This window comes from Algoriphagus mannitolivorans DSM 15301 (genome assembly GCF_000429425.1).
GTDB lineage: Bacteria > Bacteroidota > Bacteroidia > Cytophagales > Cyclobacteriaceae > Algoriphagus > Algoriphagus mannitolivorans.
The window spans coordinates 14,661-32,685 of the sequence record NZ_AUBV01000004.1 but is presented as its reverse complement, the minus strand read 5'-3'; the positions used below and the strand labels follow the sequence as shown (position 1 = coordinate 32,685).

At 43.7% G+C, this 18,025-nt stretch carries 16 protein-coding genes and 1 tRNA gene; 7 read left to right on the top strand and 10 right to left on the bottom strand.

Going from position 1 to position 18,025, the window contains the following annotated elements:
* Window positions 1-88: 88 nt before the first annotated feature.
* The 4 genes from G458_RS0102630 to G458_RS0102615 are packed head-to-tail and all read right to left on the bottom strand — an operon-like array spanning window position 89 to window position 4,064.
* Window positions 89-1,027 (bottom strand): rhomboid family protein, encoded by a 939-nt coding sequence (locus tag G458_RS0102630; RefSeq protein WP_026950527.1) that lies wholly within the window; start codon window positions 1,025-1,027, stop codon window positions 89-91.
* Between the two features lies 1 nt (window position 1,028).
* Window positions 1,029-1,820, bottom strand: coding sequence for a rhomboid family intramembrane serine protease (locus G458_RS0102625; RefSeq protein WP_026950526.1), 792 nt, complete (start codon window positions 1,818-1,820; stop codon window positions 1,029-1,031).
* Window position 1,821: 1 nt separating this feature from the next.
* Window positions 1,822-3,666: a DNA mismatch repair endonuclease MutL gene (gene mutL / locus G458_RS0102620; RefSeq protein ID WP_026950525.1), complete on the bottom strand. Its 1,845-nt coding sequence runs from the start codon at window positions 3,664-3,666 to the stop codon at window positions 1,822-1,824.
* The gene (locus G458_RS0102615; protein ID WP_026950524.1) at window positions 3,663-4,064 is read right to left on the bottom strand and encodes a hypothetical protein; all 402 of its coding nucleotides are present in this window, start codon (window positions 4,062-4,064) and stop codon (window positions 3,663-3,665) included. Before G458_RS0102615 ends, mutL begins: the two co-directional genes overlap by 4 nt.
* 252 nt (window positions 4,065-4,316) lie before the next feature.
* Between G458_RS0102615 and G458_RS0102610 the strand changes: the two genes are divergently transcribed.
* Window positions 4,317-7,259 (top strand): glycoside hydrolase family 3 N-terminal domain-containing protein, encoded by a 2,943-nt coding sequence (locus G458_RS0102610; RefSeq protein WP_026950523.1) that lies wholly within the window; start codon window positions 4,317-4,319, stop codon window positions 7,257-7,259.
* A gap of 71 nt (window positions 7,260-7,330) precedes the next feature.
* Here G458_RS0102610 and G458_RS0102605 read toward each other — a convergent pair whose 3' ends face one another.
* The 4 genes from G458_RS0102605 to G458_RS0102590 all read right to left on the bottom strand — a co-directional run bounded on the left by G458_RS0102605 (window position 7,331) and on the right by G458_RS0102590 (window position 12,124).
* Window positions 7,331-9,253 (bottom strand): OmpA family protein, encoded by a 1,923-nt coding sequence (locus tag G458_RS0102605; RefSeq protein ID WP_026950522.1) that lies wholly within the window; start codon window positions 9,251-9,253, stop codon window positions 7,331-7,333.
* A gap of 38 nt (window positions 9,254-9,291) precedes the next feature.
* On the bottom strand, window positions 9,292-9,780 hold the full coding sequence (locus tag G458_RS0102600) for a hypothetical protein (protein ID WP_026950521.1): 489 nt from the start codon (window positions 9,778-9,780) through the stop codon (window positions 9,292-9,294).
* Between the two features lie 169 nt (window positions 9,781-9,949).
* Window positions 9,950-10,741 (bottom strand): (Fe-S)-binding protein, encoded by a 792-nt coding sequence (locus tag G458_RS0102595; RefSeq protein WP_026950520.1) that lies wholly within the window; start codon window positions 10,739-10,741, stop codon window positions 9,950-9,952.
* A gap of 48 nt (window positions 10,742-10,789) precedes the next feature.
* On the bottom strand, window positions 10,790-12,124 hold the full coding sequence (locus G458_RS0102590; protein ID WP_026950519.1) for a 4Fe-4S dicluster domain-containing protein: 1,335 nt from the start codon (window positions 12,122-12,124) through the stop codon (window positions 10,790-10,792).
* A 103-nt stretch (window positions 12,125-12,227) separates the two neighbouring features.
* On the opposite strand from G458_RS0102590, the gene G458_RS0102585 reads away from it, so the two are divergent.
* The 6 genes from G458_RS0102585 (at window position 12,228) to G458_RS0102550 (ending at window position 15,562) form a co-directional block, all read left to right on the top strand.
* A tRNA-Phe gene (locus G458_RS0102585) sits at window positions 12,228-12,300 on the top strand.
* A 266-nt stretch (window positions 12,301-12,566) separates the two neighbouring features.
* Window positions 12,567-13,058 (top strand): RNA polymerase sigma factor, encoded by a 492-nt coding sequence (locus tag G458_RS0102575; protein ID WP_026950518.1) that lies wholly within the window; start codon window positions 12,567-12,569, stop codon window positions 13,056-13,058.
* Entirely contained in the window at window positions 13,055-13,483 is a 429-nt protein-coding gene (locus G458_RS0102570; protein WP_026950517.1) for a hypothetical protein, read from the top strand. The genes G458_RS0102575 and G458_RS0102570 overlap by 4 nt, the downstream gene beginning before the upstream one ends.
* 3 nt (window positions 13,484-13,486) lie before the next feature.
* Complete coding sequence (locus G458_RS0102565) at window positions 13,487-14,032, top strand: DUF4252 domain-containing protein (protein WP_026950516.1); 546 nt, start codon at window positions 13,487-13,489, stop codon at window positions 14,030-14,032.
* 30 nt (window positions 14,033-14,062) lie between these two features.
* A complete protein-coding gene (locus G458_RS0102560) occupies window positions 14,063-14,542 on the top strand; it encodes a DUF4252 domain-containing protein (protein ID WP_026950515.1) in 480 nt (159 codons plus the stop codon).
* Between the two features lie 450 nt (window positions 14,543-14,992).
* Window positions 14,993-15,562, top strand: a complete 570-nt coding sequence (locus G458_RS0102550) for a hypothetical protein (protein ID WP_026950514.1) — start codon at window positions 14,993-14,995, stop codon at window positions 15,560-15,562.
* A 56-nt stretch (window positions 15,563-15,618) separates the two neighbouring features.
* Here the strand turns inward: G458_RS0102550 and G458_RS0102545 are convergent, their stop codons facing one another.
* Window positions 15,619-16,197 (bottom strand): flavodoxin family protein, encoded by a 579-nt coding sequence (locus G458_RS0102545; protein WP_051287033.1) that lies wholly within the window; start codon window positions 16,195-16,197, stop codon window positions 15,619-15,621.
* 83 nt (window positions 16,198-16,280) lie between these two features.
* Window positions 16,281-18,023: a M14 family metallopeptidase gene (locus G458_RS0102540; RefSeq protein WP_026950512.1), complete on the bottom strand. Its 1,743-nt coding sequence runs from the start codon at window positions 18,021-18,023 to the stop codon at window positions 16,281-16,283.
* Window positions 18,024-18,025 lie beyond the last annotated feature (2 nt).

Here is an 18,025-nt window from a genome sequence, read left to right as displayed (position 1 = left end):
TGGCTAGTTCCTAAAAAAATATCTTTGAAGGTGGCTTCGTAGATAAATTGCCAGGGAAACTTAATATATGCGCAGCTATCTTGATTAATTATTTTTTACTAAACTCAAACAGTTTCCTTTTTTCCTCCTTGCTCAAGGCATCGTAGCCTTTTTCGGCGATTTTGTCCAGAATTCTATCGATCTCTTCTTGAGAAGTTTCAGAGGACTTAGCGGAAGGTGTGGATTTTTGGGTATTTCCAAAGCCGGAAAATCCGCCGGAACTGGAGGTAGTTTTAGCTTTACGATAGCTAACTTTGACTTTATTTTTTCTCCCGGAAAAAAGATCCTCGAAGAAAATCCCCACTTTTTGAACCGGCTTTCCCCAGTCAATTCCTTTGCGAAGCTGAACTACATATAAATAGCCCAAAAGTGCCCCACCAAGGTGAGCGATTTCCCCTCCTGCATTTGCGCCGATCGAATTGGCAAAGGAGAGAATCACATAGAAAGCGGCAATGTAGACGATTTTGACAGGGCCTATCAAGATCAAAAAGAAAGTGGTATTCGGAGTCAAAGTGGCAGCGCCTACGACCACAGCAAATACGCCCGCGCTTGCTCCCAGCATCAGGGAAGTATCCACTGAATTACTGAAATATGGTGCCAGATTATAGATCAGCAAGTAAAATGCTGCCCCAAAAAGACCTCCCAAAATGTACAGATTGGCCAGCTTTCGGCTACCCAAATACTGGTGGATAATCAAGCCAAACCAATACAAAAAGAGCATGTTGAAAAGGATATGGAATACCCCTTCATGCAGGAACATGTAAGTGAAGGGACTCCAAGGCTGCCAAAGGAGCTTTTCCAAAGACGCCGGCATCATCAACCAGCTCAAGCCTTCCCGGTAAAGCTCTCCAAGTCCGCTGATCGTCAGGATCACCCGGGAAATCAAAAGCACAAGAAACACCAGCACATTGATCGCAATCAGCTTAAAAAGGCTGTTGTTAGTATGCTTGAAAGCATTTCTCAGATTTTCCCAAAAGTTACCGTACATATCAATAGAAGCTATTTCTGTCTCTTTTCCATTTATACACCAAAACCGCTCCGATGATCAACCCGCTCAAGTGCGCAAAATGAGCCACATTGTCCGTGGGGCTATTGAGCATTACGTTATAAATCGTGTAAAGGGCGTAGGCTCCCACCAAATATTTTGCCTTAACGGGCATGGGAGGAAAAAGGAGGAAGAGTTGTGTGTTGGGGAAAAGCATTGCAAAAGCCACCAAAATCCCGAAGAGCGCTCCAGAAGCCCCCACCATAGGGGAGTTTAGATTCATCTCCAAAATCCGATGAAGCGTTCTCCTAGCCTGCTCGATGTAGGAAGGATCTTCCGGATTTCGGCTGTATTGATCTACAAAATTGAAGACTTCGGGATTGAAATACCCTCTGTTTTCAATGACCAGCTTGTTGAAATATTCCGGATCAGGGTTGGCTTCATAAGCAAGCACCTTTTCCTCCATTTTATTGTATTGAAAGGTGGAATAGCCAGAGTATAGGACTCCTGCCCCTACGCCGCAGACCATCCACAGGATGAATAGTTTTTTGGGGCCAAGGAACTGTTCCAATAAGGGACCGAAGATCAGGAGGCCAAACATGTTGCTGAACAAATGCCAAAAATCGGCATGCATAAACATGTAAGTCAGGAATTGGAAAGGCTTGAAATATTCGCTGTGAATATTGAAAAGTGCAAACCAATTATTGAGAGGAGGAAACACAAAACCCGCAACCAAAAAAACGATGACGTTGATCAGAAGAAGATTTTGTACAACCGGGGTTATATTTCTAAACATCTTATTTTCCGAAAAAGGATTGAATGCTATTTAAATCTAATTTCACGAAAGTTTTGTTCCCGGCCGGAGAATAATTGGGATTTTGACAGGCAAAAAGTTGGCCTACCAAAGTTTCCATCTCCTGAGGATTCAACTTTTGACCCTTTTTGATAGAGGACTTACGGGAAAGAGATCGGGCTAGGTTTTCCCGTTTATCCAGGGAAAGTTCGCTTTTGAAGTTTTTGAATTGCTCCAAGAGACCTTCGAAAAGTTCCTTTTCATTTTTCACCTGTACATCTGCCGGCACCCCTTGGATCAATACGGTGTCTTTGCCAAAAGGCTCCACCATAAACCCGAGACTGTGCAGCTCCGGAAGCATATCCATCACCAGGGCATAGTCCGAAGGATTTAACTGCAAAGTGGGAGGAAATAGACATTGTTGGGAGACGCCTTTTGCTGATTGGATTTGCTTGAAATACCGTTCATATAAAATCCGCTCATGTGCACTCTGCTGATCAATGATCAAAAGACCGGTGGACATCTGGGCCACAATGAAGTTTTGTTCTACCTGAAAAGTAGCTCCAGTGGCTTCGGATTCTTCCGGCACAATCATAAACCTGGGCTCATCCATGGAGGCCCGGCTTGGGAAAGTCAAAATCTCAAGTTCATCTTCCGAGGAGGGCTTTTCCTGGATAGGCTTTGGAGATATATTTCCCTCAAACAACCGTTCCCAGCCTGAGGTGGAGGATTTTTTGAATTCCGGCGTGTTGAAGGTTTTGTAGCTATACTCCCGGTCTACTTGGGATTTGGTTTCGGGATTATTGGTCCAGGTATCTTCAAAATTCACATCCACCGAAAAGTCAATGGCGGGGGTGATATGATGAGCACCCAAGGCTTGTTTGACAGCCGATCGGATGACCGCATAGACCGTCCGCTCATCGTCAAATTTGATTTCAGTTTTTGTGGGGTGAACATTGATATCAATATGCGAAGGGTCTATCTCCAAAAACAGCACGTAGAACGGATGCTGGTCAGCCTGAATTAGGCCTTCAAAGGCCGAGTTGACCGCATGGTGAAGGTAGGAGCTTTTGATGTATCGGTTGTTGACAAAGAAAAACTGCTCACCTCTGGTTTTCTTGGCGTTTTCAGGTTTGCCGATATAGCCTCTGACGTTGACATGTGGGGTAAACTCCTCACAGGGGATCAGTTGGCCTTGATAGCTTTTTCCAAAAAGCCCCACGATTCTCTGACTAAGCTTGCCAGTGGGAAGATTATAAGTCTCCAAATCCTGTTGGTACATGGTAAATGCCACTTCGGGATAGGATAAGGCGACTCTTTGAAATTCTTCCACCAAATGCCGCATTTCCACAGGATTGGATTTCAGGAAGTTCCTTCGAGCAGGAACATTGAAAAACAAGTTTTTCATAGCCACCGAAGTCCCTACTGGACTGGCAACTGGCTCCTGTTTTTTGACCTCGGAGCCTTCAATCTGGATCAAAGTCCCCAGTTCTGCATCCGTTTGTCTGGTTTTCAACTCTACCTGTGCAACCGCTGCAATAGAGGCCAAGGCCTCCCCTCGAAACCCAAAAGTCCGGATGGCAAACAAATCTTGAGAGGTTCTGATTTTTGAGGTGGCATGACGCTCAAAACTCATTCTGGCATCTGTGGGAGACATACCTTTCCCATTGTCAATTACCTGAAGGAGTTGTTTTCCGGCATCTTTGACGATCACCTGGATCTGGGTGGCTCCTGCGTCGACCGCATTTTCCAATAATTCTTTGAGAGCAGAAGCAGGGCGTTGAACTACCTCTCCCGCTGCAATTTGGTTTGCTATTGCATCCGGGAGAAGTTGGATGATGTCACTCATCGTTTGCCTTGTTTTTTGATTCTCAAGAAAAAGTACACTGAGGCGACCAGAGCCAGCCCTATGCCTAAATAGGTTAAAATTTCGGGTCCGATATAAATATATCCGAAGGCAGCAGTGATCATTCCAAAAAACAATAGGGTTCGGATCATAGCCGTGGAGCTAAATATACTGGTCTCCCGTTGCTTTATTCCCCGGTAGTTGGAAAATGACCCACGGATACCAGCTCCGTACCCTTCAGGGTTATGTCCATCTTCTCCGCTCAGCAAACCCTCCTCTTCCAATTCTTTTTTGATCCGGGAGGTCCGCTCTTCGATTTCCTCCTTGACCGGATCATAATATCTCGGCTGAATCCCAAATCTCTGGGGTGAGGAGGTCTTGAAAATAGAGGGGAATTTCATGCTGGAAATTATTTTGCTTACTGAATCTATGAAGTGGGTAAAGGGAAGATGAGGTTTAGTGACTACCGAATATCATTTCTTACTCCTTTTTTAACCCAAAATCAAACTTATTGTTGCCCGAACTTTAGTACATTGAATATCGAAGAGATTCAATTTGACGTTGGATAGAAGGTCGGGGGATGGTTCTACATCATGTCTCCACGTCGTTCACAAATTTACTTTAAAAGTTAAAGAATTAAAATCTAATCAAGCATGGGAGTGAAGCAAATAAGGCTTCTAGTAGTGGTTTTTATCCTTGGACTCTTTTCCTCTGGGAAATCTGATCCTTTTGTGGCCAATGAGGACCCGCTAATGCGGGGAGATCAAAGGCAGCAGATGTATTGGGTGGATAGTGTTTTCAATTCCTTGACCTTTGAAGAGCGTTTGGGGCAGCTATTTATGGTAGCAGCTTACTCCAACAAGGACCAAAAACATGTGGACGAGATCAGTGCCTTAATCCAAAATGAAAATTTGGGAGGGGTGATTTTTTTTCAAGGGGGTCCTAATAGACAAGCTCGACTGACCAACTATTATCAAGCCCAAGCTAAAACTCCATTGTTTATCGCAATGGATGCGGAATGGGGAGTAGGGATGCGTCTGGACTCTGTGGCAAACTTTCCAAAAGCCATGACCTTGGGGGCAGTGCAGAATGATCGGTTGATTTATGAAATGGGAGTTGAGATAGCCCGTCAGTTTAAGGAATTGGGCATGCATATCAACTTTGCCCCTGTAGTCGATGTGAATTCCAACCCCAATAATCCTGTCATTGGTTATCGGGCATTTGGGGAAAACAAAGACCTGGTGACCCGTCAGGCTTTGGCCTATATGAAAGGACTTCAGGACAATGGAGTCATTGCCAATGCCAAGCATTTTCCTGGGCACGGGGATACCGAAACGGATAGTCATCAGGTATTGCCAGTAATCAACCATGCTGAAAGAAGAATCTGGGATGTGGATTTACATCCTTACAAGGAGTTGTTTCGGGAGAACCTGATGTCCGTCATGGTCGCACATTTGGATGTGCCAAGCTTAAATAAAGGTGAGCATTTGCCTACGAGCTTGTCCAAATCAGTAGTGACAGACCTGCTTCAAAACCGCATGAATTTTCAGGGATTGATTTTTACAGATGCCTTAAACATGCGTGGAGTGGCAAATACCAATAAGCCGGGAGAGGTGGACTTAAAAGCCCTGTTGGCAGGGAATGACGTTTTGCTTTATTCCCAGGATGTTCCAAAGGCTAAGGAGTTGATCAAAGAAGCCGTAGCAGCCGGGAAAATAACCGAAAATGAAATCAACAGGCGTGTCAAGAAAATCTTGAAAGCTAAATACTGGGCAGGATTAAACAAGTTAAAACCGATTGATACCTATAAGATCTCCGATCGGCTGAATAATCCCGAAACTCGGGAGGTGATCGAAAAACTTTATGCGAATGCTTTTACAGTAGCATCCAATAAAGACGATCTTTTGCCATTTCGAAATCTTGATCTCCGAAAATTCGCCAGCTTAAGCATTGGTGATCCTGGGGTGGAGTTTTCAAAATATCTGAACAAATACACAAAAGTCGAGCATTTTTCCATTTCCAAAGCCGCATCTGAATCCGAGCATTATGCGCTCATGAAAAAGTTGGAGGATTTTGATGTGGTCTTAGTTGGACTAATGGGAGTGACCAATAGTCCTCAACGTGCATTTGGAGTGGCTCCCGGAGATATCAATTTGATCAGAACTCTGGAAAAGCGACAAAAAGTAGTTACCGTCCTTTTTGGAAATGCCTATGCTTCCACTGCTTTGAAAGGGATGGGAAATGTTGTCCTAGCCTACGAAAACAATGAGATTACTCAAATGCTAGCCCCTCAGGTTTTATTTGGAGCACGTCCGGGTAGAGGAATTTTACCTGTGACGGTGAATGGAGGTTTTACACGAGGCATTGGTGGATACATGGCAGACCTGGGAAGACTTTCCTATGGCTCTCCTGAAAGCGTAGGTTTAAGCTCTGAGAAGCTGAATAAAATTGATGAGGTCGCTGAGAAGATGATCAAAATCCAGGCAGCTCCCGGTGGGAATGTGCTGGTTGTAAAAGATGGAAAAGTAGTGTTTGAAAAGTCTTATGGCTATCTGGATTACAAAAGATCTGCTCCAGTTACTTCTCAGACCGTATATGATTTGGCTTCTGTGACCAAAGTATTGGCTACCACTCAAGCGGTAATGTTTCTGGAAAGCCGGGGAGAGTTGGATATGAGCAAAACTTTGGGGGATTATTTACCGGAACTTAAAGGGACCAATAAAGCTAATCTTGCTTTGAAGAACGTGATGGCCCATGAGGCTGGATTGAAAGCGTTCATTCCCCATTATGTCAACACGGTAGAATCCGGTCAATGGAAATCAACCTATTACAAAGCTGCCGCCGAGCCCGGATTCACCAGGCCAGTTTCCAATGACATGTTTGCAAGGGATGGTTTGCGGGATAGCATCTGGAATTGGACCGTCAAATCAGATCTGCTTCCCAAGCCTGTGAAATATGTGTACTCAGACCTGACCATGTATTTCATGCAAGCAGTAGTCGAGCGAATTGTCAATCAGCCTTTGGACGAGTTTTTGGCTCAAAACTTTTACGAACCTCTGGGGCTCCATACGCTCACATTTAACCCGACGACGAAAATGCCTTTAGGCAATATTGCTCCAACGGAAAATGATGTTGCCTTCCGAAAGAGACAAGTTCAGGGCTATGTTCATGATCCGGGAGCGGCCATGTTTGGTGGAGTTGCAGGACATGCAGGGCTTTTTGGAACGGCCAATGACCTAGCCGTAATGATGCAGCTCATGCTCAATGAAGGTAAATACGGGGATGTAAGTCTGATCCGACCCAAAACCGTCAAGGAATTTACCAAACGACAATCTAACATGAGCCGAAGAGGATGGGGCTGGGATAAGCCCGAGCCAGAAGCCGGCAAAGGGGGATCTTCAGGAAAATTAGCTCCCAAATCTACTTTTGGTCACACTGGATTTACCGGGACTTGCGTCTGGGCTGATCCTGAAAATCAATTGATCTATGTCTTTTTGTCCAATAGAGTTTATCCTGATGCAGAGAACAATAAGCTGTTGTCAGAAGGGATTCGAACTCAGATTCATGACCTGATTTATGAAGCGATGATGCGGTAGCATAGACTTAGAATAAAGAAAAAGGCCAGGGAATCAATTGAATTCCTGGCCTTTTTTTGAGGATCAAATTTTTATTCCTTGATCTCAATCACCTTAAACTCAGTTCTTCGGTTGACTTGATGCTCTTCTTCAGTTTGAGCGTCTTTGATGATCAACTGGGTTTCTCCATAGCCTTTGGCCACTAAGCGGTCTGCTGAGATTCCTTTGGATACGATGTAATCTACCGCGCTTTGAGCTCTTCTCTGGGATAGATTCAAATTGTAAGCATCGCTGGATCTAGAGTCAGTATGTGAGCTAAGTTCGATGCGGATGCTTGGATTATCAGCCAATATTTTCACCAATTTATCCAGCTCAAGCGCAGCATCCGGTCGGATTTCAGCCTTATCCAGATCGTAGTAGATGTTTTCCAAGACGATGGATTTTTCCAAAATCAACTGATCCAGATAAATCGTAGTGTCCAGGGTCACATTGGTGACATCCTGAATCAAAGTTGCAGGATCCGGAGTCTTACCCTTGGTGGTGTAAGGGAAGGACTTGGAGAAATATCCGTTTTTAGAAGCTATTATGGTATAATCCGAATTAGGAGCCATCGTGAACCTTACTCGGCCACTTGGATTGGAAAAATCCCCTCCCTGCTGCTTGTTGTCAGCGCCGTAGAGTACGATTCTGGTTTGAGGAATCGGGTTGTCGGTTCCTTGTTCTTTCGCAAATACGTTTAGCAAAACGTTGATGATTTTTGGCTTGGGAGTTTTGTCTTCGAAATAATAAATATCATCGTCCCCTTTGCCTCCTTCCCGATTGGAAGTGATAAATCCTGCCTTTGGATATTCAGTAAAGAAGATTCCAAAATCATCGTATTTGCTGTTGAAGTTATCTCCAAGATTTTTGATTACCTGCTTTCCGGATTCATCTTTTTCAGCGACGAAAAGGTCAAGTTTTCCATAACCGGGATGTCCATCTGAGGAGAAGAAGAACTTTCCGTCTGGGGTCATTCTAGGGAACAATTCGTTGCCTGGAGTATTGATGGTTGGGCCAAGATTGACCGCATTTCCGAAGTCCCCGTTGGCAAGTCTGGTGGCCTTATAGAGATCTGTGCCCCCATATCCTCCGGGTCGGTTAGATGCAAAATAGAGCTCTGAGCCATCTGGACTGAACGCCGGAGTGGAGTTCCACCAAGTTTCGTCCTCATTGACTGGCATCCAGATAGGTTGCGTAAAACCGGCTCCTCTGAAGTATGAAACAAACAGTGCATTGTCCGGAAGATCTTTGGGTGAGGTAGAATTTCCACGTCCGTAGATTATTGTATTCCCGTCCGGGCTGATGGCAATAGTGCCTTGATTTAGCCCCTCCTCATTTCTGAATTCAGGCAATGCTTGAATTGCACCCACGTCCACTTTTAGCCCGTCTGCTCTCGCACGAAACAATTTGGTGTAAGGAGTTCCTGTTGCGGGGTAGATCCCAGAGGCCTGTCTTCCAGAGGTGAAATAGAGGAAGTTTTCACTTAGTACCGGTCCATAATCCGGCCCAGGGGTATTAAGTTCCTGATAATTGACCAAGACGTGATTTGGCCAATAGTTCTCAATTCCCTCCGCTAATTTGATTCCTTCAATTTCACGCTGCACTCGCGCCATTAGAGCATCATCGGAAGTATATTGTTTGGAGGCCTCAAATGCTGCTTTTGCTTCCTCATGCCTTTGCTGGGCTTTTAGGCTTTGCGCCAGAAAAAAATAATGGTTGAAATTGGGCTCTTGCTCGACCAACTGTTGATAATATGGGGAAGCTTTTTCGATCCGATTGGAAAGGCGATAGCTCTCAGCCATGACCTGATTTGCCCGCAAATTGGTCGAGTCTTCCGCTAAAATCTGGCTGAAGGTATTGATGGCATATTGGTATTGACCAGAGAGAAACTGGTTGTTCCCTTTTTCCACTAGGCTTTTGCAACCGCCAAGGATTAGAATCAGAAATAAGAGGAGTGGAAAAAATCTGTGTTTCATGGAGCCTAAGGATTCAGTCTGTCTGTGAATATTACTAATTAATTTGGAAAATATTTGTTCAACCAGCTTTTTCGAACAGGCTGCCAAAGATTTTGAAGATCGGCTTTAGTTTGAATAATCGGGTTAATTACTTCCAGTTCTTCGGTGATTTCTCCAGAAGTGACTCTGGATTTAATCCCTAGAGCGGGAATTACAGAAACTTTTCCAAGGCTGTTTTTGAGGCTTATCTTTCCCTGATCTGTCAAATTGATCCCCAATTGGCTTTCAATTTCCCGCAAAGTTCTGACAGAGCTATCGATGGAGCATCCGCTGGCACCTAATTGACTTTCATCTACTGCCAAAACAAGAATCTGGTCATCCACAATTTCAAAGGAGGTTGGCATACGGTTGCCGTGGGTATTCCATCCCTCACAGAATTCTTTCATTCGGTTTTGGATGATTTCTTTCTCTTGAGCTTCGATTTTTCGCGCTGCTTGGTAAACCCAAACTCTGGCATACTCCGGCATTTGCGCAAACGGTACATACATAGGTTGTGATATTTAATTCAAAGAAATCGAGTATGGCTAAAAAGTCATACGCTTATTCTATAATAATCATTTCGAGATTCCATGAGGGCATTTGAAATCAAACTACCATCACATGAAAAACCCTTTCTGCATAACGGCAAAAAGGGTTCATTTGATTCAAGAAGGAGTTTTAAATTCCCATATCCTTGGCTATCATCTCGGCAAGGTCATAGACTTGGACTTCAGCTTCCTTCTCTTTGTTTTTTACGCCATCGGTCATCATGGTCAGACAGAATGGGCAGCCCACGGCGATTGCTTGTGCGCCGGTGGCTAAAGCTTCTTCGGTTCTTTCGATGTTGATGTCTTTCTTTCCGGACTCGGGTTCCTTAAACATCTGCGCACCTCCTGCTCCACAGCAAAGGCCTTTGGTGCGGCAACGTTTCATCTCAACCAGTTCCACGTCTAGAGCTTTGATCACCTCTCTCGGGGCTTCATAGACATCATTGGCGCGTCCCAAATAGCAAGAGTCATGAAAGGTGATTTTCTTGCCTTTAAACTCTCCACCGCCTTGGAGTGTAACTTTTCCTTCGTTGATCAATTGTTGGAGAAATTGGGAGTGGTGGATTACCTCATAGTTTCCGCCCAATGCCGGATATTCATTTTTTATGGTGTTGAAGCAATGCGGACAGGCAGTTACTACTTTTTTCACCTCGTATCCATTCATCACTTGAATATTGGCTACGGCCTGCATCTGAAAGAGGAATTCATTTCCTGCTCTCCTTGCGGGATCACCCGTGCAGGTCTCTTCCGGGCCTAAAACTGCGAAGCTTACTCCTACTTTATTTAAGATTTTGACGAAAGCCTGAGTGACAGCTTTGTATCGCTCATCGAATGAGCCGGCACAACCAACCCAAAACAAGACCTCTGGGCTTTGGCCATTAGCGGCCATTTCGGCCATGGTAGGTACTTTATATGTTGACATTTTTTAGACTTTAGACATTAGACAAAAGACTCAAGACAAAAGTCAAGGTCATTTCATTTCTTCTTCTTTTACTTTTTCAGCCCAGTTGAATCGGTCAGAAGGACTGAATTTCCAAGGTGAAAAGCTGGTTTCCATGTTTTGGAACATCGCATTCCACTGAGCAGGAGTGCCGGATTCTTCCATGGCCACATATCTTCTCAATTGCAAAATGATGGATAGCGGATCGATATTGACCGGACAGGCTTCCACACAGGCATTGCAGGTAGTACAGGCATTGATTTCCTCTTTGCTGATGTAATCTCCCAAAAGCGATTTGCCGTCCTCTAGACCAGGCCCTCCGGCATCGAGGCTTTTTCCAACTTCCTCAGCTCGGTCACGAACATCCATCATTATTTTACGTGGAGAGAGTTTTTTTCCGGTTTGGTTTGCCGGACATTCTGAGGTACATCTACCGCATTCTGTACAGGAATAGGCATTGAGCACATTGATCCAGCTGAGATCATTGATATCCTTTGCCCCAAATCTTCCAATCTCTGCCGGTGGTTCGGCGGGGTTCTCTACAGGGATTCCCAGCATCATGTTCACCTCGTTGGTTACTTCGGGCATATTGTTGATTTCACCTTTTGGCTTCAGGTTGGAATACCAGGTGTTTGGAAAAGCCAGGAAAATATGGAGGTGTTTGGAATAAGTAACGTAAATGGCGAATGCTAAAATGCCTACAATGTGGAACCACCAAGCGCCCCTCTCGATGAAGATAAGGAAGCCGTCTGAGAAGTTTTCGAAAATCGGATGAAGCAGTCCACTGAAGAAAAGAGGTCCCAATAGGGTATAGTGCTCTACACCTCTAGAGGCCAAGATTTGATCAGCGGCATTCATTTTTAAGATGGCCATCATCAGGATGCATTCTATTACCAAAATGAGATTGGCATCCAGCGTGGGCCATCCCTTCATCTCCGGCTTAACAAATCGATCCACTTTCATCACATTTCTCCTTATTAGGAATGCTACACAGGAGATGAGAACTGCGAAGGCTAAAAACTCAAAAATGTTCATAGCCACCGTGTAGAAGGATCCCAGTGCAGGGGCAAACAAGCGATGGGTTCCAAGAACTCCATCGAGGATAAATTCCAACACTTCCAGATTGATGACTACAAACCCAACATAGATTAGCAAGTGCAAGAATGCCGGAACGATTCTTTTGAACATCTTTTGTTGCCCAAAAGCAACCAGAAGAATGGTCTTCCATCGCTCGGAAGAACGATCATTTCTGGCTTCATCTTTACCCAAGAGGATGTTTCTTTTGAGGAATTTGATCCTTTTGGCCAAAATAAACCCCGCAAGTCCAAAAATTAGGAGAAATGCGAGTTGTGGTAAAATGCTCATATTGATTTATTTAGCTAGTTACTCTGAAAATACTGTTTAATTTTTTCTGAAAAGGATTTGTATCAAATACTCTAATTTTTACCTTTGCATCACTTTACGCAACGGTGATGTAGCTCAGTTGGTAGAGCATCGGACTGAAAATCCGTGAGTCGGTGGTTCGAGTCCACTCATCACCACAATCCCGATCCCACAAGGATCGGGATTTTTTTTGCCCTCTCCTGCGAATTTTCCAGCTGTTATTAGTTTCCGTTTCATTGATGCAAAATATAAAATAGTCTGCATGCATACTATTTTTTCAAATGAATTTAAAATCAATCTAATTTTCATTTTTCATGCAGTCTTGGCTATGAATCTCGGATTTAGAGCGAAGGTTTTGGAAAAAAAATGATTTTTTTTCGGAGTACCCTGTAACTTTTCCTTGAATACTGCATCATCCTACTGAATGAAGTCATTTTTCGAAACCCACATCTGGCCGATGCGAGGCAAGCTGTTCCGGATGGTCTTTCTTTGGACCAAAGACCGGGATTTGGCCGAGGATGTGATTCAAAATGTCTTTGAAAAAACCATGGATCGGGAGAAGAACCTTAAGGATCATCCCAATCTTGCCGGGTGGCTGGTCAAAAGTCTCAAAAATGAGGTTTTGATGCACTTTCGGAAAAATGGTAGGATGGAAGCCTTGGATGGTTTGGATCAGATACCCCAATCCCAATCCAATTCCCTGGAGCAACAAGAATCTCAGCAGATCATTTTCAGGCTGGTGGAGGAGTTGCCGGAAAAACAAAAAATGATCTTCCATCTCAGGGAAGTCGAAGAAATGAGCTACGAAGAGATTGCCGGATTTATGGAAATCTCTTTGGAACAAGTCAAAGTAAACCTGCATAGAGCCAGAAAAACCATGCGGAATAAATTAATCAACCAAGGAATTACCCCATGAAATCGAGATTAGATGAATTGCTTCATCGGTATTGGGAAGGGAAGACTTCCCTTGCGGAAGAAAAGGAGCTGAAGGAAGCTTTGAGAATTGTGGATGGTTATGAAAAAGAAAAAACCTTTTTCGGTGCCTTAGCAGATTATAAAAGTGTAGAACCTCAAAGGCTAATCCTTTCCCGAAAGAAACCAGCCAAGCAAAGAAGTCTCCAATGGCTGACGTGGGCAGCCTCGCTGAGTTTGATTGTGAGTTCAGTTTGGATTTGGCAAGATTACCGTCAAAAAGAAGAAGAACGCCTCGCCTACGAGGAGGTCATGAATGCCTTGGCACTTATCCAAACTAACCTCGCCAAAGGTCAAGCTCAAATGGAGCCCTTGAAGGATTTCAAATACCTGAATACGACCAAACAATTATTTCCACAAGAACCCTAACTCATGAAAAAGATACTGTCTCTCCTAATCCTTATCCTTGGAGTTGCCTTTGCATCCCAGGCTCAAGAGGATGCCATTCAGAAATTTTTCTCCAAATACATGGAGGATGACCGGTTTTCCAGAGTCTATATTTCCCCAAAGATGATGCAGATGGCGGGTGGATTTCTAAAAAACAATGCCGGAACGGATAAGGACGCTGAAGAATTGGGGGCATTGATCGCCAAGATTCGAGGAATCCGAATTCTTTCCTCTGAGGAAGTCAATGGCAAAGCTTTGTATGCAGAGGCAATGAATACTTTGTCTAAAAACAAATATGAGGAACTCATGGAAGTCCATGATAAAGGGAGCGATTTGAAATTTTTGGTCCGGGAGGAAGCTGGGCTGGTAAGAGAACTTATGATGATTTCAGGAGAAGGCTCTGCCTTTACCCTGATTTCCATGCTGGGATCTTTTACTTACAAGGACTTAAATATGCTTGCCGAAAAGACCAATATTCCAGGCATGGAGCAATACGGCAAAGGATCTAAGGGGCCCAAAGGCCCAAAATAAATTCATACTAAACCACATATTAATTGACTTATGAAAAAGCTGATTTTATCCTTTTCTTTCTTTGCCCTAGTACTGGGAGTAAATGCGCAAAGCAAAAGTATTGCTGCCTTAAAAGAAAAATACAAAGGCAGTGAGGACTTCTTTCAAATGGAATTAGGCGGGAACTTTCTGAGTTTTGCCGAGGGCTTTAAAATTGACCTCGATAAAAATGACATGGCCGCCGTGGCAAAATCTGTCGAAAAACTGAATTTCTTCACCTTGCCAGAGGATCCTAGGACCAAAGGAGAATTTTATGCGCTTCAGAAAGGGCTAAAAAGAGAGAATTATGAATTGCTAATGGAAGCAGCCGAAGGGAAAAGCGGATTAATGATTTACTCTAAAGGAGGAAAGACGATTGAAGATTTGATCATTCTAGTAGGGGATGATAAAGACGGGGGAATGATGGTGGTCGAATTAAAAGGTGCTTTTACTCAAGAAATGGTCGATAAAGCGAAAAATGGTTTGAAATAGAATTATAGATCTGAAAATCTATGCAAAAACCCGGGTTACCGGGTTTTTTTGCGATTGCTCAAAAAAAATTTAATTTTTTTTTGAATCCATACAATCGATTGCGATGTGGAATTTACAGAAGTACTTAAGGGTTAAAAAAAATGTAATAAGGTATTTTTTCAATATAAAATTTTGTATAAACCTATTTTCTCCCAATAGAATGGTCTTCGCTATCGATTGCAAAATGATATTATAAATTCCGTAAAAAAATAGATCAAACGTTAAATAACTCGAAACAAAACATTTGTTTCATTGAAACATTTGCAAAATTGATTTCGTGTTGTACCTTTGAATTGTAATTCGAATTGCATCGAACGACCCTGTAACCCAAAATGCCCCCTTGATGGAATAGACCATCCTGCGGTTACACAAAATCAGAAATCAAAAACCTTTATTAAACCAACTACAAAAATGAAAAAATTCATGACTATGCTTTTTGTTGCGGGGATCGCATCAGGAGCGTTTGCTTACAACGATGAAAAATCAGTTGAAATCAGACAAACAGAACCTGCCAAAGTAATGGTGGCAGTAGTGGAGGCACCGACCAGCGCTGTGATAGTAAAAATTACCGATGCTAACAACAACCTGGTCTTGAGAGACAGAATCTCCAAGACTGAAGCTTTTGCTAAGCGATATGATTTGAATGCTCTTCCAGCAGGTCAGTATTCTTTGGAAGTATCTGATGCCAACGGAACTTTGAGAACTGCTACCTTCAGCACTGCTGTGAAATCAAAGCCTGTGGTATTCTCTCGAGTGACTGAAATGGGAAGCAACCAGTATAGACTGTTGGTTTCCAATTTGGAAGCTAAGGACGTGACTGTTCAAATCTTCGATGGTGACAAGTTGATCCATACTGAAGTGGTGGACAATCCTCAAGGATTGCACAAGGTATATACTATTGCAAAACCAGCTTACCCAGGTGCAATCAGCTTCAAAGTGACCACTGCGAGTGGATTCCAAACTTACGTAGCTTCTAAATAAGCTAAACCAACTATTGAAATATCCCCAGCTAAGGTGCCTTAGCTGGGGATTGTTTTTTATATCCCTTTACTTTTTTTAGCCCACTCTGCCACCCGTTTTCCAAGTCCAAGTCCTTTGTCCAAAAACAGCGGGTCCATTTTTTCTTTCGAAAATGGACCTTCGCCGGTAATGCCTGAGGCGCCAAAGGATGCTTCTACATTTTCCCCGCCCACGAGGATCATCCCATGAATAAGCATGGATCTCATAATGCTCATCATCACTTCTTCTTCCCCAATTGAAATACCCCCACCTGTAGCGAAGGCAGCTCCTATTTTGTCCTTCAAAGGTCGGTTTTCAAAAGGCCATGAATTGATGAATTCTAATACCTCAGGTGCGGGATTTGCATTGTAAACAGGAGATCCCAAAATTATTGCAGAGGCTTCTAGGATCTCATTTGTTTGAATTTGGTCAATGGACCGTAGCCATACTTCTACTCCCGAGACAGATTCTGCTCCCTTCGCTATGGATTCCGCAAGGGCCGCGGTAGAGCCAGATTTTGAAAAATAGGCGATTAGAATCTTGGGAGATTCCTGAGCAAAAGCTCCTGAGGAGCTCCAAAGAAAGAAAATCAAAAAAACTGTTGCTGTCTTTTTCATTGAGTTTTTATTTAAAGATAGGGGAAAAGAAAAATCCCCGGATCTTGGTTGATCCGGGGATTCCATCTTTTACTGAATTAGAATTATTGGTTCTTTTTCCAAGAAGCTTTTCCTCCTTTCGCAGAGTCAACTGTGATGGTATAGTTAGATCCGGAGGATACGATCCATTTCACTTTAACAGCACTCATGCCTGGGATATTTTCTACTTCGATTTTTTCGGGAGAATGCTTTTGCTCCACCAATTGCTTTCTGTCTTCATCTTCCACCACAAATCCGGCAACCACTTTGGCGCCTGAGATGCTCACAAAATCAGGTCTTTCGATTTTGTATTTCAAGTCCTGACTGGCATGCGTTGGCATCATTCGCTCGTTGAAGATGGTAGCCGTAATGGCTTTCAGGCCACCTCCCAAATCTTCCTCTTTGACGTCCATGACAGATAGCTTTGGAGTATGATACGCATGGAAAATGGTAAAAGCTGCATTTCTGTGGGCATCCTGTTCCAGCAAAAATCCAGGGTGGGCTCGCCCAAAAGTCTTTTTAAAGCCACCGATTTCTACCGTTCCAAATTGCGGATGTTCGTATTCCTTCCAGTTTACAAATGCATCACCAAAAGTCAATAGACGATCCACTTTGAATTGCTCATCCTGACCGCCTCTTCCTCCTTCTTTGTGGAAATAGAGGTAAGGAACCATCAGCTCATTGGAATACGTGAATACACCTCGGTTGCCATAGAACCAGTCCAGCTCTCCTCCAAATACTGTGTATAGATCCTTGTAAACCGTGATATATCGATACCCTGGGAGCATTTCTTCCCCAATTTTCCCAATAGCATCGTAGATGCGGATATCTTCACGAGTATAGGTATTGACGTCTTCTTCAGCTCCAGGGCCTCTGAGGATCATTCCTCCGGAATTGTGAAAACTTTGAGCTCCTGCAATGTTGGGGTGCTTCATCACAAATTCCATGATGGCTCGGTTTTCAGGTAGAGAAAATGGATATCTCAAAGCTCCACGCTGGATGTAATCAGGTTGCCAGTTCCAACCCCAATCTCGGTTGGGATCATAATAGCCAACACCGTCGTCATTGACTACTCCATCCTGATCATTGTCCAAGCCCTCCTGTCCGAGCATTTCATATTCCCCAACTTGATCTGGGCCGACCATTTGTAGCCTTCTTGAATCCAAAGGATCCTTGATGAATCTTCCGGTTTTGGATTTTCGGATCATCATGGTGATATGTCCATCGCCATCGAGATCATCCATCATATCTTCTCCATTCACTCCGTCTCCGTCATTGTCCAACACCAACATCCCTGATCTTGGAGTATTGGCATTGTTGGGCTCCTTGAAGAAATTATTTCTGGCGTCCGGATTGATTGTCGGGGTGATGTAGAAGGTTTTGTCCTTCAAAAGTTGCTTCACAAAGGCATTGTCTGCATGCATTTCTGTGAGGTACCAAGCCACGTATAGGGAGAATTCACCTCCTTGAATCTCATTGGAGTGGATGTTTCCATCAATCCACATGGCGGGTTTGTCGGTGTCTTTTCCGGTAGAGAAATCGGTAATGGTCAAGGTCAAAATATCTCTTCCTTCCACGGATTTTCCGATAGACTCAACCTTAGCGAGTCCAGGGTGTGCCGCGGCGATTTTTTTCATCCAGTCCCAAAGACCTTCAGCACTGTAGTATCGGTTCCAGGAGATTTCTACCTTGGGTTTATGTGGGGTTCCAATAGCGCGAAAGTAATTTTCCTGCTGAGCTTGGGCATTCATCGTTCCCAGACTCAACGCGCCCAAAGCCAAGGCAATGATTATATTTTTGGTCTTCATCT